This window comes from Caldicellulosiruptor bescii DSM 6725 (assembly GCF_000022325.1).
In the GTDB taxonomy this organism is placed as follows: Bacteria; Bacillota; Thermoanaerobacteria; order Caldicellulosiruptorales; family Caldicellulosiruptoraceae; genus Caldicellulosiruptor; species Caldicellulosiruptor bescii.
This window is the reverse complement of the sequence record NC_012034.1, coordinates 2,133,886-2,157,124: the sequence shown is the minus strand read 5'-3', so window position 1 is coordinate 2,157,124 and position 23,239 is coordinate 2,133,886. Positions and strand designations below refer to the sequence as shown.

General features: G+C 34.8%; 18 protein-coding genes, 1 tRNA gene and 2 pseudogenes. 19 read left to right on the top strand and 2 right to left on the bottom strand.

Annotation, left to right across the window (positions count from 1 at the left end; all coding sequences use genetic code 11):
- Positions 1-22: 22 nt before the first annotated feature.
- The 13 genes from ATHE_RS10255 (at position 23) to ATHE_RS10195 (ending at position 16,053) form a co-directional block, all read left to right on the top strand.
- Complete coding sequence (locus tag ATHE_RS10255) at positions 23-658, top strand: RNA polymerase sporulation sigma factor SigH (RefSeq protein ID WP_041727185.1); 636 nt, start codon at positions 23-25, stop codon at positions 656-658.
- Between the two features lie 116 nt (positions 659-774).
- Positions 775-2,178 (top strand): phosphoglucomutase/phosphomannomutase family protein, encoded by a 1,404-nt coding sequence (locus ATHE_RS10250; protein ID WP_015908401.1) that lies wholly within the window; start codon positions 775-777, stop codon positions 2,176-2,178.
- Between the two features lie 86 nt (positions 2,179-2,264).
- A complete protein-coding gene (locus ATHE_RS10245) occupies positions 2,265-3,359 on the top strand; it encodes a D-alanine--D-alanine ligase family protein (RefSeq protein ID WP_015908400.1) in 1,095 nt (364 codons plus the stop codon).
- A 7-nt stretch (positions 3,360-3,366) separates the two neighbouring features.
- The gene (gene murI, locus ATHE_RS10240) at positions 3,367-4,170 is read left to right on the top strand and encodes a glutamate racemase (RefSeq protein WP_015908399.1); all 804 of its coding nucleotides are present in this window, start codon (positions 3,367-3,369) and stop codon (positions 4,168-4,170) included.
- Between the two features lie 27 nt (positions 4,171-4,197).
- Positions 4,198-4,635: a DUF1934 domain-containing protein gene (locus tag ATHE_RS10235; protein WP_015908398.1), complete on the top strand. Its 438-nt coding sequence runs from the start codon at positions 4,198-4,200 to the stop codon at positions 4,633-4,635.
- On the top strand, positions 4,632-6,317 hold the full coding sequence (argS, locus tag ATHE_RS10230; protein ID WP_015908397.1) for an arginine--tRNA ligase: 1,686 nt from the start codon (positions 4,632-4,634) through the stop codon (positions 6,315-6,317). Before ATHE_RS10235 ends, argS begins: the two co-directional genes overlap by 4 nt.
- 164 nt (positions 6,318-6,481) lie before the next feature.
- Complete coding sequence (locus ATHE_RS10225; protein WP_015908396.1) at positions 6,482-7,846, top strand: phenylacetate--CoA ligase family protein; 1,365 nt, start codon at positions 6,482-6,484, stop codon at positions 7,844-7,846.
- Between the two features lie 112 nt (positions 7,847-7,958).
- Complete coding sequence (locus ATHE_RS10220) at positions 7,959-9,548, top strand: FMN-binding glutamate synthase family protein (protein WP_015908395.1); 1,590 nt, start codon at positions 7,959-7,961, stop codon at positions 9,546-9,548.
- Between the two features lie 222 nt (positions 9,549-9,770).
- Positions 9,771-10,574, top strand: a complete 804-nt coding sequence (locus ATHE_RS10215; RefSeq protein ID WP_015908394.1) for a helix-turn-helix domain-containing protein — start codon at positions 9,771-9,773, stop codon at positions 10,572-10,574.
- A gap of 305 nt (positions 10,575-10,879) precedes the next feature.
- Positions 10,880-12,475 (top strand): type 2 periplasmic-binding domain-containing protein, encoded by a 1,596-nt coding sequence (locus ATHE_RS10210; protein WP_015908393.1) that lies wholly within the window; start codon positions 10,880-10,882, stop codon positions 12,473-12,475.
- Positions 12,476-12,577: 102 nt separating this feature from the next.
- Positions 12,578-13,525 carry an ABC transporter permease gene (locus ATHE_RS10205; RefSeq protein ID WP_015908392.1) on the top strand — a complete coding sequence of 316 codons (948 nt, stop codon included), beginning with the start codon at positions 12,578-12,580 and terminating at the stop codon, positions 13,523-13,525.
- A gap of 15 nt (positions 13,526-13,540) precedes the next feature.
- Positions 13,541-14,434 (top strand): carbohydrate ABC transporter permease, encoded by an 894-nt coding sequence (locus ATHE_RS10200; protein WP_015908391.1) that lies wholly within the window; start codon positions 13,541-13,543, stop codon positions 14,432-14,434.
- A gap of 38 nt (positions 14,435-14,472) precedes the next feature.
- Positions 14,473-16,053 carry an ABC transporter substrate-binding protein gene (locus ATHE_RS10195; protein ID WP_015908390.1) on the top strand — a complete coding sequence of 527 codons (1,581 nt, stop codon included), beginning with the start codon at positions 14,473-14,475 and terminating at the stop codon, positions 16,051-16,053.
- A 75-nt stretch (positions 16,054-16,128) separates the two neighbouring features.
- On the opposite strand, the gene ATHE_RS10190 is transcribed toward ATHE_RS10195, so the two are convergent.
- Positions 16,129-16,204 (bottom strand) — tRNA-Trp (locus ATHE_RS10190).
- A gap of 188 nt (positions 16,205-16,392) precedes the next feature.
- Here ATHE_RS10190 and ATHE_RS10185 point away from each other — a divergent pair.
- Both ATHE_RS10185 and ATHE_RS10180 read left to right on the top strand, forming a co-directional pair.
- Entirely contained in the window at positions 16,393-17,787 is a 1,395-nt protein-coding gene (locus tag ATHE_RS10185; RefSeq protein ID WP_179121871.1) for an alpha-glucosidase/alpha-galactosidase, read from the top strand.
- Positions 17,788-18,046: 259 nt separating this feature from the next.
- Positions 18,047-18,634, top strand: a pseudogene (locus ATHE_RS10180) (Uma2 family endonuclease).
- Positions 18,635-19,033: 399 nt separating this feature from the next.
- On the opposite strand, the gene ATHE_RS10175 reads toward ATHE_RS10180, so the two are convergent.
- Entirely contained in the window at positions 19,034-20,212 is a 1,179-nt protein-coding gene (locus ATHE_RS10175; protein WP_015908387.1) for a site-specific integrase, read from the bottom strand.
- Positions 20,213-20,409: 197 nt separating this feature from the next.
- Between ATHE_RS10175 and ATHE_RS10170 the strand changes: the two genes are divergently transcribed.
- From ATHE_RS10170 to ATHE_RS10155, 4 genes and pseudogenes are all read left to right on the top strand, one after another.
- The gene (locus ATHE_RS10170; protein WP_015908386.1) at positions 20,410-20,997 is read left to right on the top strand and encodes a rolling circle replication-associated protein; all 588 of its coding nucleotides are present in this window, start codon (positions 20,410-20,412) and stop codon (positions 20,995-20,997) included.
- Between the two features lie 291 nt (positions 20,998-21,288).
- Complete coding sequence (locus ATHE_RS10165) at positions 21,289-21,546, top strand: hypothetical protein (protein ID WP_041727420.1); 258 nt, start codon at positions 21,289-21,291, stop codon at positions 21,544-21,546.
- Positions 21,547-21,734: 188 nt separating this feature from the next.
- Positions 21,735-21,914: a hypothetical protein gene (locus ATHE_RS10160; protein WP_015908384.1), complete on the top strand. Its 180-nt coding sequence runs from the start codon at positions 21,735-21,737 to the stop codon at positions 21,912-21,914.
- Positions 21,915-22,807: 893 nt separating this feature from the next.
- A pseudogene (locus ATHE_RS10155) lies at positions 22,808-23,131 on the top strand (radical SAM protein); the annotation flags it as partial.
- Positions 23,132-23,239: the final 108 nt, after the last annotated feature.

The window sequence follows — 23,239 nt, the reverse complement described above, 5'->3', positions numbered from 1 at the left end:
AAACTTAAGGAGGCATATTGCCTTGACATTACAAAAATGGCTTTTGAATTTTAAAGAATGTTCAGATGAGGAATTGGTTAAATATTCAAGAGAAGGCGTGAAAGAAGCTCTTGAGGAGCTTCTTTCAAGGTATCAAAACTTTGTGAAGGCAAAGTGCAGAATGTACTTTTTGATTGGAGCTGATAAGGAGGATATTTATCAAGAGGGTATGATAGGTCTTTTTAAAGCTGTGCGTGATTTTGATGAAACAAAATATCCTTCATTTAGATTGTTTGCAGAGATGTGCATTACACGTCAGATGATAACTGCAATCAAAACTGCCAGCAGGCAAAAACATATTCCTCTTAACACCTACATATCACTTAACAAGCCTGTGTACGAAGAAAATGACGAAAGGACGCTTATTGATACGTTAGCGGACGCGTTCATTTCTGACCCGGAAGAGGTTATGATTACAAAGGAGGAGCTTGAAAACGCTATAAATGTTATTACTGAATGTCTTTCTCCTTTTGAGTTCAAGGTTTTAAGCCTTTACCTTGAAGGAAGGAGTTATCAAGAGATTGCTGATATGATTCACAAAGATGTAAAGTCAATTGACAATGCTCTTCAAAGGGTTAAAAAGAAGATTGAAAAGTACTTGGCTCCAGCTGATAAATGAACAAAGAAGGATGGCCGGCAGTCTATTTATTGCCCGGTCATCTTTTTTGTTTATTGTAAAAATTTCGAACTATATTATAATATATTTGTCTAATTTTTTTGAAGGAGGGCAAAAGAATGAAAAAAATCTCATTTGGGACAGATGGTTGGAGAGGAATTATAGCAGATGATTTTACTTTTGAGAATGTAAGAATTGTGGCTCAGGCTATATCTGAATATGTTTTAGAAACCTATGAAAACCCGACAATAATAGTTGGCTATGACTATAGATTTCACTCAGAAAATTTTGCAAAGGTATGTGCTGAGGTTCTAAGTAGCAATGCAATACACGTTCTTCTTTCAAAACAGCCGATTCCAACACCGGCTGTTGCACATGCTGTTGTTAAAAAAGGTGTAAGCGGAGCAATAATGATAACAGCTAGCCACAATCCGTATTACTACAATGGAATAAAATTTATTCCACACTATGGAGGTCCTGCCAACACACAGATTACAGATAAGATAGTGAAAAATGTGGAAAGGATTCAAAAAGAAGGCCTTGGCAGTTTAAATCCTGATGAAAAGCTCATTGACTACTTTGACCACAAGGAAGAGTATATAAATGATGTTTTGAACTTGATAGACAAAAAGGCATTTGAAGGGAAAACTTTAAAAGTTCTTGTAAATCCTATGCATGGGTGTGGAATAGGGTATGTTGATGAAGCGCTCAAGAGACTTGGGTGTGAGGTTAAGGTAATTAATAACTGGCGCGACCCACTTTTTGGAGGACATCTGCCAGAACCTAATTTGGAGAATATGAAAGACCTTTTAGAGGTTATAAAGAGCGAAAAGTTTGACTTAGGCCTTGCAACAGATGGGGATGCAGACAGGTTTGGTGTTGTAAATCCGGACGGGGAATATATTTCGGCAAATGAAGTAATCTTTATGCTTGCAGACTATTTGATAAAAACGCGTGGGAAAGCATCGTCAATTGCAAGGACAGTTGCAACAACTTCTATGCTCGACAAAATTGCAGAGAAGCACAATATGCGTTGCATTGAAACACCTGTTGGGTTTAAATATATTGCAGAGTGTTTGATGAAAGAAGATAGCCTAATCGGTGGAGAGGAATCTGGAGGGCTTTCCATAAAAGGGCATGTGCCTGAAAAGGATGGGATTTTGGCTGACCTTTTGGTTGCAGAGGCAGTTGCAAAGCTTCAAAAATCTCCAAAAGAAATTTTAAGGAGCATTGAATCTGAGTATGGAAAGCTTTATAATAAAAGAATTGATGTTAGAACAACTCATCAGAAAAAAGAAGAGGCCTTGGAAAGAATAAAAAATTTCGGCAAAAGTGAAGTGGCAGGCTTGAGGTGCTTGGAATACAGGACACGAGATGGTCTAAAGGTTATCCTTGAAAATAGTTCGTGGTTTTTGGTAAGACCATCTGGCACAGAAGACCTTATAAGAATTTATGGTGAAAGCCCAGATGAGCAGAAATTAGAGGAAATTTTGCTTGATGTGAGAGGCTATCTTGGATTGTAGAAAATGCAACTTGAAATGTAATAAAGTTGTCTGCTTGATGAATATATAAATTTACAAAAAGCATATTTTTGGAGGTAATTCTGATAATGACCAAGTTAAAAGTTGCTGTTTTATTTGGAGGAGTTTCAACAGAACACGAAATATCCATAGTTTCGGCAAAATCAATTATGCAAAATATGGACAAAGAAAAATACGAAGTAATTCCAATAGGTATAACAAAAGAAGGAAAATGGCTCTTGTACACAGGCAAAATTGAAGATTTGGATAGCAAGTGGACTCAGTTTTCTATAGAATGTTTTGTCTCTCCTGATAGAACCAAAAAGGCACTTGTAAAAGTAAAAGATAACGAGGCTACTTTCATCGACATTGATGTGGTATTCCCGGTTTTGCATGGACTGAATGGTGAGGACGGGACAGTTCAGGGACTTTTAGAGCTCTCTGGCATACCATATGTAGGATGCGGTGTTCTTTCGTCGGCTATATGCATGGACAAAGCGTTTGCTAAAAAGCTTGCGCTTTTAGAAGGAATACCACAGGGGCATTTTTTGGTTGTATACAAAAACGAATATTCAGCTAAAAAAGATTATTTCATAAGAAGAATAGAGAGTGAGTTTTCGTATCCTGTTTTTGTAAAGCCTGCAAACTCAGGCTCGTCTGTGGGTATATCAAAAGCGAAAGATAGAGAAGACCTTGTTTTGGCAATACATGAGGCTTTTTTGTATGATACAAAGATTTTGATTGAACAGGCTATAAACGCTCGGGAGATAGAATGTGCAGTTTTGGGAAATGATGAGGTATTTGTGTCTGAGCCGGGAGAAATAATTCCGTCAAGAGAGTTTTATTCGTATGAGGCAAAATATATTGATAATTCATCAGAGCTCATCATCCCGGCAAGACTTCCAAAGGAAGTTACTGAAGAAATAAAAGATTTGGCAGGAAGGATTTACAAGATTTTTGAGTGCTGTGGAATGGCAAGAGTGGACTTTTTTGTTGATAAAGATACGAACAAAGTGTATTTCAACGAGGTAAACACAATACCTGGTTTTACAAGTATTTCGATGTATCCAAAACTTATGGAGTTCAGTGGCATTCCATATTCTCAACTCATTGATAAACTAATTTCTCTTGCCATTGAGAAAAATAGACAGAAAAAAAGCATAAAATACAGCAAAGAGGGCTGAAATAGCTATGGATTTGCGACCGATCGGTATATTTGATTCTGGTTTGGGCGGACTTACTGTCTTCAAAGAGATTGTAAGTCTTATGCCAAATGAGAGCATTGTGTATTTTGGCGACACGGCAAGAATTCCATACGGTTCTAAGTCTAAAGAGACAGTTACAAAGTTTGCAATGCAAAACACAAGGTTTTTGCTATCAAAAAACGTCAAAATTGTTGTTGTGGCATGTAACACTGCATCTGCATATGCATATGAAGCTTTAAAAGCAAAATTTGACGTTCCCATTGTTGCAGTAATTGAACCTGGAGCTGAGGCAGCAGTAAGATCAACAAAAAATAAAAAAATAGGAGTAATAGGAACAGAAGGAACAATATCAAGCGGTGCTTTCGAAAAAAAGATATTAGAGCTTGATAATAGCATAAAGGTTTTTTCAAAGCCGTGTCCTCTTTTTGTTCCGCTTGTAGAAGAAGGATGGACAGATAAAGAGGTAACTTATCTTGTTGCGAAAGAGTATTTAGAAGAGTTTAATGAAAAAGCAATAGATACTCTTGTTCTGGGATGCACACACTACCCTTTTTTACAGGATGTTATAAGAAAGGTATTGCCTAACGTTATGCTAATAAATCCTGCACTTGAGACAGCCAAGCAAGTGTTTGAACTATTAAAAATGAATGATATGTTAAACAATTCCAGCGAAGAGCCAACATATTATTTTTATGCAAGTGACAATCTAAAAAAATTTGAGTCTGTAGCTTCAATATTTTTGAATGAAAAAATAAAATGTGAAGAGAAAATAGACATAGAGAGATACTAAAAATAGCCATTTTTGGGGTGTGGAAGTATGAAAAAAGACGTCCTGATTTACGTAAAAGGCACGCAGGAATACCCCGTAAACAGCTTTGAAAATAGCATAGAGTTTTTCACAGAAGGAAAGTTTTATAAAAAAGGTGAAAGTTATTTTGTGACATATAAGGAAAGTGAACTGACTGGGCTTGAAGGTACCACAACAACTTTTAAGATTCAACCCGACCTTATAACTTTAGTCCGCTGGGGTGATGTTACATCAACCTTTATATTTGAACCTGGTAAAAGACACATCTCCACATATATAACCGACCAGGGAGTTATAATGATTGGGATTTATACAAAAAGAATGAAAGTTGACTTGGACGATAGCGGTGGAGAGGTTTTGGTTGAGTATGCCATAGATTTAGATTCGCATATGATGTCTGAAAATGACTTTTTACTTAAAATCAAAGAGGCAGGTGTAAAAAATTGAATTTAGTAAAACTTGCAAAACAGCAGATTCAAGATGTAGTTCAAAATGCCATAAAAAACTGTATTGATAAAGGAATATTTGAGCTTGACAGCATTCCAGATATAATGATTGAAAAGCCGAAGGAGAAATCTCACGGCGATTTTGCAACAAACATAGCAATGGAGCTTACAAGAAAACTTAAGAAAAATCCAAGAGAGATTGCAAATGGCATTGTTAACGCAATTGATTTATCAAATACTTTCATTGAAAAGGTTGAAGTTGCGGGCCCAGGGTTTATAAATTTCTTTTTCAAAAAAGACTGGCTTTACAAAGTTGTGGATGTGATTTTGTCTGAAGGTGACGACTATGGAAAAGTAAATATTGGAAATGGCAAAAAAGTGATGGTTGAGTTTGTCTCGGCAAATCCGACTGGCCCTATGCACATGGGGAATGCCCGCGGAGGCGCGCTGGGGGACTGTCTTGCAAACCTTTTAAAATGGGCTGGATACAATGTTACAAAGGAGTTTTATGTCAATGATGCTGGAAACCAGATAGAAAAGTTTGGACAGAGCCTTGAGATTAGATACAGACAGCTGAAGGGTGAAAATGTAGATCTTCCTGAAGATTGCTATCATGGTGAGGATATAATCGAAAGGGTAAAAGAATATTTAGATGAGCACGGGGATGATTTGGAGAATTTGTCTTCGGATGAGAGAAGAAAAAAGCTTGTTGACTTTGCCCTAAAGAGAAATATTTTGCTTATGAAAGAGCACTTGAGAAAATATGGCATAGAATATGATGTATGGTTTCATGAAAGTAGCCTTTATGAGAGTGGAGAAGTTTTTGAGACAATTGAGGATTTAAAATCAAGAGGATACACGTACGAAAAAGATGGGGCGCTGTGGTTTGCAGCATCAAAAATAGATGAGAGCTTGAAAGATGAGGTTTTGATAAGAGCAAATGGGATTCCAACCTATTTTGCAGCTGATATTGCTTATCACAGAAACAAGTTTGAAAAAAGAGGCTTTGACATTGTGATAGACATTTGGGGTGCTGACCATCACGGGCATGTTGCAAGAATGAAAGCTGCAATGAAAGCGCTTGGGATTGACCCAGAAAAGCTTATAGTTATCCTTATGCAACTTGTAAGACTTGTAAGAGGTAAAGAAGTTGTTAGAATGTCTAAAAGGACAGGTAAAGCAATAACTCTAATTGACCTAATTGATGAAATTGGTAAAGATGCAGCAAGGTTTATGTTCAATACAAAATCAGCAGATACTCACATTGAGATAGATTTAGACCTTGTGACACAACAGACACTTGACAACCCTGTATTTTATGTCCAGTATGCTCATGCAAGAACATGCGGAATCATTAGAGCTTTGTCAGAAGAGGGAATAGTGTTAGATAAAAGTAGAATAAAAGTAGAGCTTTTGCAGCAAGAGGAAGAGCTTGAACTTTTGAAAAAGCTTTTAGAGCTTCCTGAAGAAATAGAAATGGCGGCAAAGAACTTAGACGTTAGCAGAGTGACAAAGTATCTTTTAGACTTAGCATCTATGTTCCATGCTTTTTATAACGCGTGCAGAGTTAAAAATGAAAATGAAGAACTGATGTTTACAAGGCTTTCTCTTGTTGAGTGTGTAAGAATTGTCATAAATAACATGCTAAGACTGCTTGGAGTTGACGCTCCAGAGAAAATGTAATTGCTTTCGATGTCTCTTGCCCATTTTTTACAAAGGGGTAAGAGACTTTTTTATTATTTTTTACGAAAATCTGATTAAAATTATTTAATCTATTGTTTGTTTTTTAAAGTGTGTGATATAATTTGAATAGTAAATTAAAAAAAGTTCGATTGGGATTTTAGGATATGGATTTTATTGGATTGCTTATAAGAAACGTATTTTTCTCTTTAATGGAAATTTTTAAAGGAAACACAATAAGAAAGAAACTAAGAATTTTGTCACAAAATAGCAGAGATTCTCAAGAAAAAATTGAAGATGTTCAAAGAGAAGAGCTCAAAAAGCTGTTGTTGTATTGTATTGAACATGTCCCAGCATATAAAAGGTACGACTATCTCAAAAAAGAGATAGAATCTTGTCCGGAAAAGGCTTTAAAAGAATTTCCCATCTTGGAGAAAAAAGAGTTTTCAGAAAACAGAGATTTTTTCTTGTCAGAAAAAGCAGATCTTTCAAAGTGCATCTTAAATAGAACAGGCGGGTCTACAGGTGAGCCTGTTAAGTTTTACATGGATAGAGAAACTGTTGAGTGGTATGAAGCAGCAAGGTATTTAGGGCTTTCGTGGTGGGGAATAAATATTGGTGACAGGTGTCTGATGCTTTGGGCATCAAGAAATGACATTGGTAGTGTTAGGAATTTAAAAAGTAGGATTAAAGAACGAATTCTAAAAAATAGACTTATTATTTCTTCATGGGATATAAACGAAAAGACTGTCAATGAAATTGCAAAAAGAATCAAGAGATTCAAACCTTTGTATATATATGCATATCCTTCTGCAGTATATAAGCTTGCATACCTTTTAAAAGAAAATGGTATAGATTTGAATTTGAAACTCAAAGGGGTTGTAACTACAGCTGAAAATTTATATGAATATCAAAGAGATTTAATTCAAGAAGTTTTTAAGTGTCCTGTAATAAACGAATATGGGGCAAGGGATGGCGGAATAATAGCGTATGAGTGTCCAAAAGGTAAGATGCATTTGATGACCTTGACAGGATTTTATGAGTTTGTGGATATCGAAGGATTAGAGAATGAAAAGAGGAAATCAATCTTGGTAACAGATCTTCACAATTATGTAATGCCAAGGCTAAGATATAGACTTGGCGATGTAATAACACTTGATGATGAAGACTGCACCTGCGGAGTAGGATTTCCAACTATTAAGGAGATAGATGGTAGGATTGATGAGATATTTGTCACAAAGAATGGAGATGTTTATGACAGTCACTTTTTCAATATATTAGCAAGAGAGATGGAAGGTGTTCTGCAGTATCAACTTGTTCAGCATGATTTAGATAATATGACGCTGAAGATTGTAAAAGGTAATGGATTTAGTGAGAGAGAGGTTGAGAAGTTTATAAAAAATATTAAAGGCAAGTTTGGAGATATTTCGATAAAAGTAGATTATGTAAATGAAATTGAATGTGGTCCTTCTGGAAAGGTTAGATATATAGTGAGAGAATACAAAATTCCAGCAAAGAAGGTTTTGATTTAATTTTTAAAAATAGTAGTTTCTGTAATTACCACATTTACTTTTGATTTGTAATTGAGCCACTAAATTTTAATTTTCAATAAAAAATTTTGTAGAAAGGGAGGACGGTTGTAAGATGAATCTAAGAAGGCCAAATGCAAATGAAGCAACAGGTACGTTTAACCGCTCAAAAGATGTTGTGCCAATGTCAGGAATTTGTACAAGATGCGTGGATGGGTGTCAGGGAAACTGTGAAATCTTTTTGGCCTCTTTTAGAGGAAGAGAGGTTTTATACCCGGGACCTTTTGGAGAAGTGACTGCTGGTGCAGACAAAAATTATCCTGTTGATTATTCGCATCTCAATATTCAGGGATATGCTGTTGGAGCAAAAGGGCTTCCTGAAGGAGTTGAACCTAATCCAGATACAGCTATTTTCCCTAATGTTGATACGACAACTGAATATGGTTGGGAAAAGAAAGTTAAAATGAAGGTTCCTATATTCACTGGAGCTCTTGGTTCTACAGAAATTGCACGCAAGAATTGGGAACATTTTGCTGTAGGTGCTGCAATTTCAGGTATCACACTTGTTTGCGGAGAAAATGTTTGTGGAGTTGACCCTGAACTTGAACTCACATCAGATGGAAAAGTTAAAAAGTCCCCTGAAATGGATAGAAGGATAAATACTTATAAAAGATTTCATGAGGGCTGGGGCGAAATATTAGTTCAAATGAACGTTGAAGATACTCGCCTTGGTGTTGCAGAATATGTTATTGAAAAACACGGGCTTGATACAATTGAGCTCAAGTGGGGTCAGGGTGCAAAGTGTATAGGCGGTGAGATAAAGGTAAAGAGCTTAGAAAGAGCTTTAGAACTCAAAAAGAGAGGATACGTTGTTTTGCCCGACCCAACTCAAAAAGATGTTCAGGAAGCATTTAAAAGAGGTGCTATAAGAGAATTTGAAAGACATTCCAGACTTGGATTTGTTGAAAAAGAAAGCTTTTTGAAAGAGATTGAACGGCTCAGAAGACTTGGATTTAAGAGAATAACACTCAAAACAGGAGCATATTCAGCTGTTGAACTTGCAATGGCACTAAGGTTTGGTGCTGAGGCAAAACTTGATTTAATAACAATTGATGGTGCACCAGGTGGCACAGGCATGAGCCCGTGGCCAATGATGAATGAATGGGGTATCCCAACATTCTATTTGGAAGCTCTGGCATATCAGTTTGCTGAAAAGCTTGCAAAGAAAGGTTTTAGGGTTCCAGACCTTGCAATCGCAGGTGGTTTTTCAACAGAAGATGGTGTGTTCAAAGCAATTGCAATGGGTGCACCATATGTAAAAGCTGTTTGTATGGGAAGAGCTTTGATGATACCAGGTATGGTGGGCAAGAATATTGAAAAGTGGTTAAAAGAAGGTAATCTACCAAAAACAGTATCCAAGTATGGTTCAACACCCGAAGAAATATTCATAACATATGAAGAGCTGCGTGAAAAGTATGGTGATGAGATAAAGAATATACCTCTTGGTGCAATTGGTATCTATACATTTGTTCAAAAGTTCAAAACAGGTTTGCAGCAACTTATGGCAGGGTCAAGAAACTTCAGAATTTCTACAATCTCAAGAAAAGACCTCATCGCTCTTACCGAAGATGCTGCTAAAATATCAGGCATTCCGTATGTGATGGATGCATACAGGGAAGAGGCAGAAAGGATACTTGAAGAATAAGGCTTTTTTACTCATTGTTAGGATGACACAGGATGAAAGGCTGCGGGAATAAAGACAATCCTGCAGCCTTTTATTACATTTAATACCAGTAGACACAACAGTAAAAAGTATTTATTTAATTTATAGCCTAAAGAGAAACAAAATAGTCATGTTTAACAAAACAAAAAATAAATATATAAAAATATTTATTGAACTGAAAAGTATTCTATAACCCCATTGATAGTGTTAGGACGCACATGTAGCAGTCTATTTGATGTTCAATATGCATTTTTAGATGCTAAAGAATTATTAGAAAATATTTCACTGAAGTATGAAGAGATAGAAAACAATATAATCTGTGCTGATGAGTGGCAAAAATCAGATGTAATATACTATCCGTTAGAAATAGAAGAAAAAATTATTTCACTTACTCTTGCAGGGCGTGTCGGTGAGATAAAATCTATACTTGATATGCTTTTTGAGAAAAACTTTAGAGAAAATAATCTCAGTAAAAATCTGAAGATTATTTTTCTAAATGAGCTTTTGGCTACATTCATTAAAGTACTCAACAGGTGTGATAGTTCGATTGCTTCGACTTTGGAACTAAAACAGCTATTTGTTACAAAAGAAAAACAAGACTTAGAAGCAGTTTTTGAAGAGATTGCTAAAAAGTTTTTTGAAATTTCTAAAATAATGGACCAGAATAAAAAAAGTCACAATGAAAAGCTGTTAGAAAAAATATTAGATTTTATACATTCAAATTTATATAACTCTCAGATGAGTATATCTTTTGTGGCTTCACAATTTGACCTTTCGAACTCTTATTTTTCATTCTTTTTCAAAGAACAGACAGGTATGAAGTTTAGCGATTACATCGAAAAACTGCGAATTGAAAAGGCCTGTGAACTTTTAAGAAAGGGTAAATATAACATTGATGAGGTTGCAAAAATGGTAGGATACACTAATGCACATACATTCAGAAGAGCTTTCAAAAAAGTAATAGGAATCTTGCCGAGTGAGTTTTGTGAAAGACTAAGAGAAGTTTAAACTAAAAAGAGTTTATTGAGAAGCTGAGGCTGTCTAAAAACAAAATTTTAAAATTCTTATTTCGCAATATATAGGTAAAACTAAATAAATCAAAAACTATATATTTTAAGAAAGGGGCTATCCAATTATCTTTTTGGACAGCCCCTTGTTTTTTCTATAAAACTGTACCTTGATTTTAAAAAGTGAATGCACCTTAAACTAAGAAATTGTTGCCCTTTCTAAATAGTTGAAAGTTGATAAAACATAGCTCTTACTGTAACTTAGGAATCAAAAAAAATAAACAAAAAAAGAGGAGGCTAAGTTTGATGTTTGGTAAAAAGAATTTAAAAGTCTTGAGGTTCTTAATTATTTTTGTAGTGTTTGTCCTTGTGGTTGGTTCGTTAGCAATAAATCCTAAAGAGAGCTTGGCAGCTACAAAACCCACTATCACATATTTTGTCCAGATGGATGCAAAAGTTGCAGTTTCGTATGATAACTATAGTAAGATTGCGGCATATCAACTTCTTATGAAAAAGCTAAATGTGAATATTCAATTTATCCATCCTCCAATGGGAGGTACTGCTGCCCAAGACCAGCTGAATTTAATGATTGCATCCAAAAAACTTCCTGATATCATTTATTGGAATTGGGTGGATAGTTATCCAGGCGGTCCTGTAAAAGCTTTACAAGACAAGGTAATTATAAGACTTAATGAATATGTGGACAAATATGCTCCAAATTTTAAATCATATTTGTCAAAACATCCTGATGTGAAAAAGATGATAGTGACAGACGATGGTGATTTGTATTGTTTTCCCTATTTAAGAGAGGACCCTGAGATTCAAGGTACTTTTTATGGACCAATTGTAAGAAAAGATTGGTTGAACAAATTAAAAATTAATCCACCTGAAACTGTGGATGAATGGTACAAGATGTTAAAAGCTTTTAAAGTTAACGACCTCAATGGGAATGGTAAAAATGATGAAAGGCCGTTTTCTATTAGTTTAGGCGGTGCAACAAGTCCAAGACGAGCTTTTGATTATTGCAGCTTTTTAGTAGGTGCGTGGGGTATCAAAACTGATTTCTTTGTCGAGAATAATAAGATTCAATACGGTCCTTTAAAGCCTCAATATACAGATTTTATAAAGACACTTCAAAAGTGGTGGAAGGAAGGGTTAATTGACCCAGATGTACTTACTATGAACAGAGATATAATCAGAGCAAATATTCAGAACGATTTAATAGGTTCATTTTTAGGTTTAATTGGTGGAGACTTAGCTTTCTTTGTAAATCTAAAGAAAGATTTAATGGGTGTTAAGTATCCTGTTCTTAAGAAAGGGCAAAAACCAGAGTTTAGCCATCGTGAACCCCAGTTTGCAAAAAGTGGAGCTGCTATTACCACGTCCTGTAAAAATATTCCGCTTGCAATGAAGGTTCTTGATTGGGGATGGAGTAAGGAAGGATTTATGGCACTCAATTTTGGCGTGTTAGGAAAAAGTTATGTTATAAAAGATGGACGTCCGGTGTACACTGATGAGGTTATGAACAACCCACAGCTTGATAGGCCTTCTGCACTTGCAAGATATGCATGTGCTTCGTTTGGGGGGCCATTTATTCAGGCAAAAGAAAATGCTCTTCAGATAGGCTTAGGGCTCCCACAACAAAAAGAAGCAAGTGAGAACTGGAGATATGCATCTAACAAAAAACTTTTGCCTATTCTTTCATTTACATCTGATGAAGCAAAGAAACTGGCAGATATTATGAATGTTATTAATACTTATTATGATGAGATGTTTGTAAGACTTATGACAGGTAAACTCAACGATGTTGAACAGCTGAGAAAAGGATTGAAAAGAATGAGGATAGACGAAGCAATAAAGATATATCAGCAAGCTTACAACCGTTACATCAACAGAAAGTAACGGTATTGGGACTGTCTTTACTTAAAAGAAGACAGTCCCTTCTGGAAAAATTTAATATTTATAGTATGTTTGAAGTATTTCAAAAAGAGAGAGGTGAACATAGTGGAAGTTACATTCTCAAAAAAAGAAACTTTTCAGACTCGCTTTAAAACTTTTTGGAAATCAATGAAAAAGACTAAGTATCTTCATCTATTGGCTTTACCAGGTGTTCTTTATTACATAATTTTTCATTATATTCCGATGTATGGAGTAATTATTGCATTTAAAGATTATAACTTTAGAAAAGGTATTTTGGGTAGTGAATGGATAGGGTTAAAACATTTTATAAGATTTTTCGAAAATCCGTTCTTTTGGAGATTAATAAGAAATACAGTTCTCATTAATGTTTATCAAATAATATTTGTATTTCCTCTGCCAATATTATTTGCTCTTTTTCTAAACGAACTTCGCGACGGCTTTTATAAGAGATTTGTCCAAACAGTTAGCTATTTACCTCACTTTATTTCTCTTCCTGCAATAATCGGTATGATGGTAATGTTTTTATCACCAACTGATGGTGTTGTAAATATGATACTTCAGAAGATGGGGCTGCCAACAATATATTTTATGGCTGACCCAAGATGGTTTAGACCTCTTTATATTATAAGCGATATATGGCAACATTTGGGATGGGGAGCAATAATTTATATAGCAGCGCTTAGTAATGTAAATCCGGAACTTTATGAGGGCGCTGTAATAGATGGAGCAACAAGAGTACAAATGATGAGGTATATCTCAATACCATCAATAATGCCTACCATTGTTATTATGCTTCTTTTGAGAATTGGTCACATTATGTCGCTGGGTGCAGAAAAGGTTTTACTTATGCAAAGTCCTCTTAATTATGAAACCTCAGATGTTATAAGTACATATGTCTACAGAAGGGGTCTTGTATATGGTGAGTATAGCTATACAACTGCAATAGGATTTTTTAACTCATTGATAAATCTCACAATTCTCATTATAGCAAATAAGATTACAAAAAGAGTTACAGAAACAGGACTCTTTTAGTGGAGGCGAAATTCTATGGTGAAAGATAATTCGCTATCAACCAAAATTTTGACGTTAATTGTCCATATTACTATGATATTTGTGTTAATCGTAACTTTATATCCTGTGCTAAATGTGTTTGCTTCATCTTTAGGTAGTGCAGATGCAAACAACAGAGGAATAGTTACTATTTTTCCAATTGGTTTTACGTTAGATTCATACAAGATGATATTTACAGCGGGGGCAGTACCTCGAGCATTTAAAAACTCAGTTATTTATACTGTTGTAGGGACTTTGATAAATCTTATTTTGACTACTTCATTTGCTTATCCACTATCAAGAAAAAGTTTGCCGCTGAAGTCCTTTTATACTTGGCTTGTTATCATAACTATGTATTTTTCAGGTGGCTTAATTCCCCTTTTTATATTAGTAAAAAATTTAGGATTATATGACACAATGTGGGCATTGATATTGCCTGGAGCAATTAACACAACAAACCTTATCATAATGCGAACATTTTTCCAAAATATTCCACATGAATTAGAAGAGTCTGCTTATCTTGATGGAGCAAATGAATTTATTATTTTTACAAGGATAGTCTTACCACTTTCAAAAGCAGCACTTGCAACTGTAGGTCTTTATTATGCTGTGGGGCATTGGAATTCTTGGTTTAATGCAATGATATTTTTAAGTGACCAAAAAAAATTTCCTTTGCAGCTTGTTTTAAGAGATATTATAATGCTTGCACAGACACTTCAGCAAGCAGCTGAAGCAGGTGATTTGAGTGCAAGGCAAGAGTTGGGTTTGATCAACGCAAAGGGGGTGAAATATGCAACACTTTTTGTTTCAATGATTCCAATGTTGGCTGTTTATCCATTTGTACAGAAATATTTTGTTAAAGGTGTTATGATAGGTTCATTAAAAGATTAATTAAAAGATTAAAATCTGCAAAGAGGGAGGATGGAAAGATGAAAGGTAAAAAAATATTTGCGATTTTTCTGACAATTACTTTTTTAGTATCTATTGTAACTCTGGGATTTTCATTTGGAAAAGCAGCTACATCTAAAAAGCTAATTACAATTACTACTCATACAACTTCGAGCCAACCACCAGCAGTTACAGATTTGTATAAAAAGAAATTGAGAGAAAAATTTGGCATTGATTTAAAAACAATATATATTCCTCAAAGTGACTATGTTACAAAAATGTCTTTGCTTTTTGCAAGTAATATGGCACCAGACTGGATACGTGCTTTAAGGCCTGAGTATAATTTAAATGAATGGATTGCAGCAGGATATTTGATTGGTTTTACCACGGATGAAATAAAAAAGAAATGGCCTAATTACCTAAAAATATGGACAAAGGAAGAATGGGATTACCTCTATAAAATAGTACGTTACAGTGATGGCAAGGTTTATTCTTTCCATGGTAGGCGCATAGCACCAGTGGATATGGCTTTCTTGTACAGAAAAGAGATATTTGATAGATATAATTTAAAGTTTCCAACCACAGTTGATGAGTTTTATAAAACATGTATATTCTTAAGACAGAAAACAGGTAAAGTTGTTTATCTGCACGCAAATGCAGTTTCTGGTAATTTAAGTCTTTGGGCTTTTACTGGGATATTCTTAATGTATGGTTTGCCTGAACTTGCACCAAGACAGATTTCTTATGTAGACCCACTTACCAAGAAATTTGTACCTTTTGCGTTCAATCAAAATAATTACCGTCAAGCTTTAATTTTAATAAATAAACTTTATAAAGCAGGTTGTATATGGAAGGAATATGCAACAGCAACTCGTGATCAGTTAGATAAGTTCAGAACCCAAGGGCAAGGAATAATTATGTGGGCATATCCTGCAAATATAGGAACTTACAACAATCTGTATAGAAATACAGATAAGGATACAAACTGGGTATGGTCTAAGGATACACCAACAGCATATCCTGGAAAAGCGTACTTTTTCAAGAGAAATCCTTTGCACTTTGCAGATGGTCATGGGTTTAATTCAAGCATCAGCAAAGAAAAGTTAGATAGACTTCTCCAATATTTGAACTGGGCTCTTAGTGAAGAAGGTCAGATATTCCATACTTATGGTGAATATGGTGTTACTTATAAAAAGGAAGGAAACAAATACGTATATATGGACCATATTCAAACTCCAACCAATCCATCGGGTAAATATAGCTTACAAGACTATGGATTTCCATTTGCAGCACCGAACGGGTTTATGGTGGCATATCCTCAGGCTGTAGAAACATATGCTCCTATATATGCAGAACTTGCAAAAACGTTTATGAATAGGCCAAAGTATTACTACATCAGGGAAGAACCTATGATGTATACAAAAGAAGAAATGGCAGAAAGAGCTGAGTTAGAATCAAATATTATGGCAGTTGTGGATGAATATTGCATGAAGTTTGTAACAGGTCAGTTAGACCCAAGTAATAACAAAGATTGGCAACAATATCTGAATGTTCTCAATAAAGTTGGTCTACAACGCTTGATAACAATTAGGATAAATGCATACAATAGAGCTAAGAAGTAAGAGATACAAAAACAAATAAAGGGGCTGTTGTTTAAATACAGCCCCTTATTTTCTCATTATCAAAAGTATTAAAAATGGCAGGGGCGGAGGGACTCGAACCCCCAGCCAACGGTTTTGGAGACCGCTACTCTACCAATTGAGCTACGCCCCTACACTTATTTTATTATAAGGGAAGAGATGTAGAATTGTCAATATCTTTTTAGGATGCACTTTTGAAAAGTCAAAGAAAAAACCAGATATAATAGGAATAAATAGAAGTTAAAGATAATAATGGTTTGGTTTTAAGTGAGATTTGTGATATAATTTATTTGAAATTCACAATTATTATAGGAGGGAGTAATATTGAATACCACATCAGAACAACAGAAACAAATCAATATAGCATACATTGGTGGGGGCTCACGCGGCTGGGCTTGGAGGTTGATGACTGATTTAGCTTTAGAGAAGGATTTGAGTGGTACGGTGAGACTTTACGACATTGATTTTGAAGCTGCTAAGACAAATGAAGTGATAGGCAATAAGCTTTCAAACAAGCCTGAGGTAGTAGGGAAATGGCAATATGTTGCTGTAAAAAGTTTGGATGAAGCATTATATGGTGCAGATTTTGTTATCATTTCAATTTTGCCTGGGACATTTGAAGAGATGTATTCGGATGTCCATGCTCCTGAGAAATATGGTATATACCAGTCTGTAGGTGACACAACAGGACCAGGTGGTCTTATCAGAGGACTTAGGACTGTTCCTATGTATGTTGAATTTGCAGAAGCTATAAAGAGAAATTGTCCAGATGCTTGGGTTATTAATTACACAAATCCAATGGCTATATGCTTAAAAGCTCTATATGAGGTATTTCCTAAAATAAAAGCTTTTGGCTGCTGTCATGAAGTTTTTGGTACACAGAAGCTTTTGACAGAGGTTGTAAAAGAATTTTTGGGAGAAGAAAGAGAAATCTCAAGAAGAGAAATTAAGGTGAATGTTCTTGGTATAAATCATTTTACGTGGTTTGACAAAGCATCATACAAAACTCATGATTTATTCCCTCTTTACAAAGAATTTGTGAACAAGTACTATGAAGAAGGTTTTGAAAAAACAAAAGGATTGTGGGAAAAAGATTATTTTGCTTCTGCAAATAGAGTAAAGTTTGACTTATTTAAACGCTTTGGACTTATCGCTGCAGCAGGTGATAGACACTTGGCTGAATTTGTTCCTTACATTTATCTTACAGACAAAGAGACAGTTTATAAATGGAAATTTAACTTGACGCCTGTGGAATGGAGAATTAAGCACAGAGAAGAGTTGATTAAACTTAGCAAAGAATACGCATCAGACCAAAAAGAAGTTCCATTGAATCCTTCAGGTGAAGAAGGAGTTATGCAAATGAAAGCTATTTTAGGTTTAGATACGCTGGTGACAAACGTGAATTTGCCAAATATGGGTCAAATACCAAACCTTCCAATAGGAGCTATAGTTGAGACGAATGCAGTATTTACTCATGATGATGTCAGACCTGTTTATGCAGGAAAGCTGCCTTCAGATTTGGCAAGTATAATGATTAGGCACATCAGCAATCAGGAACTTATAGTTAAAGCAGCTTTAGAAAAGGATTTGAACCTTGCAAAAAGAGCATTCTTAAATGACCCTGCAGTTGAAAGACTACCGCAGAGCAAAGCTGAGCAGCTTTTTGATGAGATGATAAATAACACTAAAAAGTATTTGGCATATTTAGGCTTGTAAAGATTACATCAATTTCAGAAATAACCATCAGGGGCTTGTAAGATGTCTCATAACAAGCCCCTTTATTGTCATATTTGAAGTTTGAGATTCTAAATTAATAACTCTTCAAATCTGACAAAATCAAAAAAGAGTTTTGCTTATATTTATTTAATGGTATAATATGCAAAAGAAAGCGTTATTAATATTAACTGGAATTCATTTATGGCTTATAAAGTTTATTACATAACACCTACATAATACAACAAAGAAGGTGATTCAGATGGAAGCAAGGATACCTAAGGTTTACACATATGCAGATTACCTTGAACTACCACAAGACGCAAGAGTAGAGCTTATTGATGGTATTATCTATGATATGAGCCCTGCACCTTCAAGAGTGCACCAAGAAATTGTAATAGAGCTTGCAACATTGATATAGAATTATCTCAAATCTTCTAATAAGTCCTGCAAGTTATACACAGCTCCATTTGATGTAGTTCTAATAGAGGAAGGGCAGGACGAAAAGCAAGCAACAAACGTTGTTCAGCCTGATATCTCAGTCATATGCGATAAGAAAAAACTTACCAAAAGAGGCTGTGTTGGAGCTCCTGAGATGATAATTGAGGTTGTGTCAGAATATAATCCATCTCACGACTATATATGAAAGCTAAACCTGTATAATAAGTTTAAAGTTAAAGTTAAAGAATATTGGATTGTGAACCCTAATAATCAAACAATACTTGTATACAGGCTTAAAGACAATGAAGATTACCTGCCACCAGAAGCTTACACCTTCAATGACAAGGTCAAGGTTGGTATTTTTGAAAACCTTATAATAGACTTTTCGCAAATCAAAGAGGTGTTGTAAGTAAAGGAAGCTGCAGCAATGAAATTGAACAATTTGTTTGAGAATATAAACATAAAGGGTAACCACTCCTAAGATAGTGGAGTAGTTACCCTAAATTTTTACAGTTTCTCAGGTAGCTGTAAAAAATGAATTTGCAATATTATTCCAAATCTCAAAACCCTTGAAAACAACTGGCGCGCCCAGGAGGACTCGAACCCCCAACCCTCAGATCCGTAGTATGAAGAATTACAATTTACCAAATAGCACCAAATAGCATATTGCTTGATAACACTGAATTTTATGACTTGTAAATTGTATCCAACTCCCTCGGATGATATTAAATTTTATCTGTATAGGTGTCAAATAGGTGTCAAAATTAAAAAAAGAAAAAACGAGCTTTATATTGCATATTTATAACATTCATTCATTGGTAAGATTTTTCATTAAATCATTAATTTCCCCAATAGCTTTCTGTTTTGTGTCAAACAATACATGCGAATAAATATTCAATGTGGTTGATATATCACTGTGTCCCAGCAGCTCTTGAACAACTTTAGGGTTAGTGTTTGCTTCTAAAAGTCTTGTTGCAAATGTGTGTCTTAGAGCATGGAAGTTAATATTAAGTCCTGCTTTTTCTGTAATACGGTAAAATGTCCGCAGGAAGTTTCTTGGCTCAATAGGTGTTCCAACTTTGGTTGTAAAGACAAAACCACTATCTACGTAGCTACTACCTGCTTGTCTTTTTTCTTCTTCCTGCAATAGTTTGAAATTAACAAGTTCTTGATAGGCAACATCTGGCAGTGGAATTATTCTTCCAGAATTTTCGGTTTTAGGTTCTTTAAGAACAAGAACAGTTTTAGTTTTAATTTCTGACTGCTCATTCCTGTTTTTTATCCTGCGGACAGAATTTCTAATAGTAATTCTTTTGTTTTCTAAATCGACATCTTGCCACTTCAAAGCCAAAATTTCTCCCAGTCGCATTCCAGTACTCAAGGCAAGAACAAAGGCAGGTTTCAATCTTTCACCTTCAAGTACCTGCAGAAATCTTTTCTGTTCTTCTATTGTCAAAACTTTCATTTCCTTTTCTCTGGTGTTTTTTGGTAAGGTGGTTGCTTCACTGACATTTCGTACAATGAGTCCGTTTTTAATTGCTTGATTTAAAGCTGAATGTAGGATGACATGAATATCCTTGATTCTTTTTGTCGAAAGACCTGCTTTATGTTTTTCATTGTAAAGCATTTGTAGATGTTCTGGACGCAAATCTTTGAGGTTATATTTTTCAAGTACAGGATTTATGTGATTTTTTATTATGCTTTCATAATCATCAAAAGTTGATTCACTAATTTGATTTTTTTTGTACTGATGCAGCCAGATGTTAAGCCAATTTTCAAGTGTAATATTATTGTCAGTTATTAAAATTCCTTGTTTAATTTCATTTAGTGCTTGATTTATTTTTTCAGCAACTTCCTGCCTTGTTTTGCCGTAAAAGAATTTCTTTTTTTGATTTCCTTTTTCATCATAGCCAACAGTAATAAAGCCACACCATCTTCCATCTTTTCTTTTGAAAATACTACCTTCACCTTTACCGCGCCTTCCCATTCTTACATCTCTCCCGGTGAAAAAGGTTTTACAATTTAAAATTTCTTACAAAAAATGATATCAGAAATAATGTTCCTGTCAACCCCTCTTTCATCAACCAGAAATAAAAGAGTTTGTCTATAGCTTATTAAGGCAGAGGACTGATTTCCTCTGCTTTTTTTATTTTGAACCAAATTTTTTTGAGGAGGGTTAAGGGAATGGTAAAGAATTATTTGATTACATTAACTTTGAATAACAAATATTTAGATAAAATAGAATCATACAAAAAGTTAGCAAAAAATTTTTTAAATTTGCTTAGAACTTTTTGTAAAAAAGAGAAAGTAAATTATGCGGTATATTTTTCTTTTTCAAAATCAAAGATTGAAAATGGGGTTAAAAAAACTTCAAGACCCCATTTTCATCTAATTTTGACAACAAATAAAATAAACAAGATAAAAAATTTTATAACAAGGTATTGGAAATATGGATTTGTACATTTCAAAAATGTATTCCATTGTTTATTTGAAGCTATGCGATACACTATTGCCCAAGAAGAATGGGCTTTTATTCAAGGCGACAACTGCGCATACAAAATGGAAATATTAAACATTATTGAGAATAATTATAATTCATCTGAAAAGGAGATTGCATCTGTTGTTGAAACTCAAAAAGGTGGGAAACTTGAATTGAAATTTAATAATATTAGGGATACTGGTAATGTTGATAATCCTGGAGTATTATACGAAGTAGTTATTGCGTATGGTATTCTTGTGCCGCATAGGAAGTGGTATTATGACACAAGTTGATTTGTTTTAAGGGATAATTAGGTGTTTTAGCTGGTTGTTAATCAAAATTGTGATTTACAAAAAAACAGGATTAGCTGGCAAGAACAGCAGGCTTTTCATGTGGTTAAGATTGTGCTAAAATAAAACCGAAAGCTTCAGCAGGAGGCTTTTCGTTATTACTCCTGACAAGGGAGAGGTTTTTCGTTACTGCCTGCTGAGGCTGTTTTTTTTAATTTTCAATTGGGGCAGTATTTCAGTTGATTTGGTGATTGAATTTTAGCTTCTGTTTGGTTGCTTAAAAAAGTTGTATCGGTGGCATGGGAACTACTCGACTATTGGAGAAGGTATGATGGAGAAAGTTTTAAAAGTTTAAAGAAACTTTCGGAGCAACTTAATCAACCAATGCAGAAAATAATTCAAGAAGCTCTTGAGGAATACAAAAAGAAGGTCATACTTTCAGCAACTGCGGAAGCTTTTATAGTTCTCAAAGGAAACAGTAAGCTGTGGCAGGAAGAAATTGAAGAAAGGCAGCTGTGGGAAAATACATTGGGAGATGGGATTGAAAAATGAACCCGGCAAGAGGCTAAATATGGCTCATAGATTTAAATCCTAGTCTCTTTTGCAGAACCAGGAGATATCAGGTCAATTTCCAAAGAAAAGCTCGTAAAGAAGATGGAGTAATTACTAAAAAAATGAAAGAACAAAAAAAAATCCTCTTTAGCTGTAAAGATAGGCCACGGCAAGGGAGTGTTTTGAACATGAATTCAGTGAAGAAAACATATCGAAATGATGTCAACTCATCACCAGAAGCACAAGGTAAGATACAGCATTTTGTAAAAGAGCTAATCCAAGAAACTGAAAGCAAGGAAATAGATAAAACAGTTGAAAGATTTATAAGGAAACACAAAAATATTCTGTTAGAGCTTGCTAAAGGGTAAAGATTAGTTATAGTTAACTGGTGTTCGTTATTAGAAATAGTCAAATCCAATTGCAAAGGGTTTTGCAAATGTGCCCATTAAACAAGGCTGGATAAAAAGTTCAAATCAGATACAGGGCATACTACAAAACTATTGTGATGCCTTGGTTTGCAGGTAATAGGCAAACCCGCAAATGGCTTTTTAGGCGGACACAGAGTACAGAAAATATCAAAAAGATGGGAATAAGCATTGCAAACGATTACATTAGGCTTATAAAAACCAAAAGCTACTAGGTGAGAAAGAAGCCAGCCAAAAAGCCCAGCTGAACTTTGCCCGGTAGTCGAAAACCTTGAGAGCACTGGCTTTAAAACTATTGCAAAAGTCTGAAATTGGGCGTATAAAAAAGTGGTGAGGAAAACTGGACTTAAAATATGTCTACAAAAAGTAAAAATAGCAAATTATAGCTAAAAATGTAATTCTTATTTTTGTGTGGGATAATAAAGTCAAGAGCCCACCACCTCCAGGGTCTTAAGCTCATAGGGTATTACAAGGGGAATATTGTACATTCATCACCATCTTGTAGGAGGGGTAGTGTTTTCTGAGTATAAAAGTGACGAAAATGCCATCTACAAAAATGTAAAAAACATTCGAATATGCTCAAAAGTAGCCCTGGGAGTTGAATTTCCTAGGCTTTTTTGGTTTTCAGCTGATAACTTCTAACCGGCGGAATCTGGTGTTCCAATGTCTAAAACGGAAAGGAATAAAGAAAGAGTAAAAGAGAAGTACAGACATATTGTACTGGTGTTCGCTGTTGAAAATGTTTCAACCTAATTGAAAAGAAAAGACAAACATTCTTGCGCTAATTAGCAGACAATGATAAAATATAGGTAACATGATAAAGATAGGTGAAAAAAATGGGCATTGAAAGAAAAAACCTTTTATACAAAAGTGCTGTTGAATATGCTGACTACACAATCAACCATGTTTTAGGGTGTTCTCACGGCTGTAGATATCCCTGTTATACCTATTTAATGAATAAGAGATTTGGGAAAATTAAGAGCTACAGCGAATGGATTCAACCCAGAGTGGTAACTAATACATTGGAACTTTTAAACAAAGAGCTTCCAAAGATTCATGATAAGATTGACCATGTGAACTTGTGCTTTTCAACTGACCCATTTATGTTTGGACAGCCACATATATCAAAACTCTCTTTAGAAATAATTGAAATTTTAAATGATTAGAATATCCCAGTAGAAACATTAATAGCTGCTTGCAAAATGGGTGGTGATTGAAGGTAACAGATGCCAATACTAACATGAAATACAATTAAGATATAAAAAGAA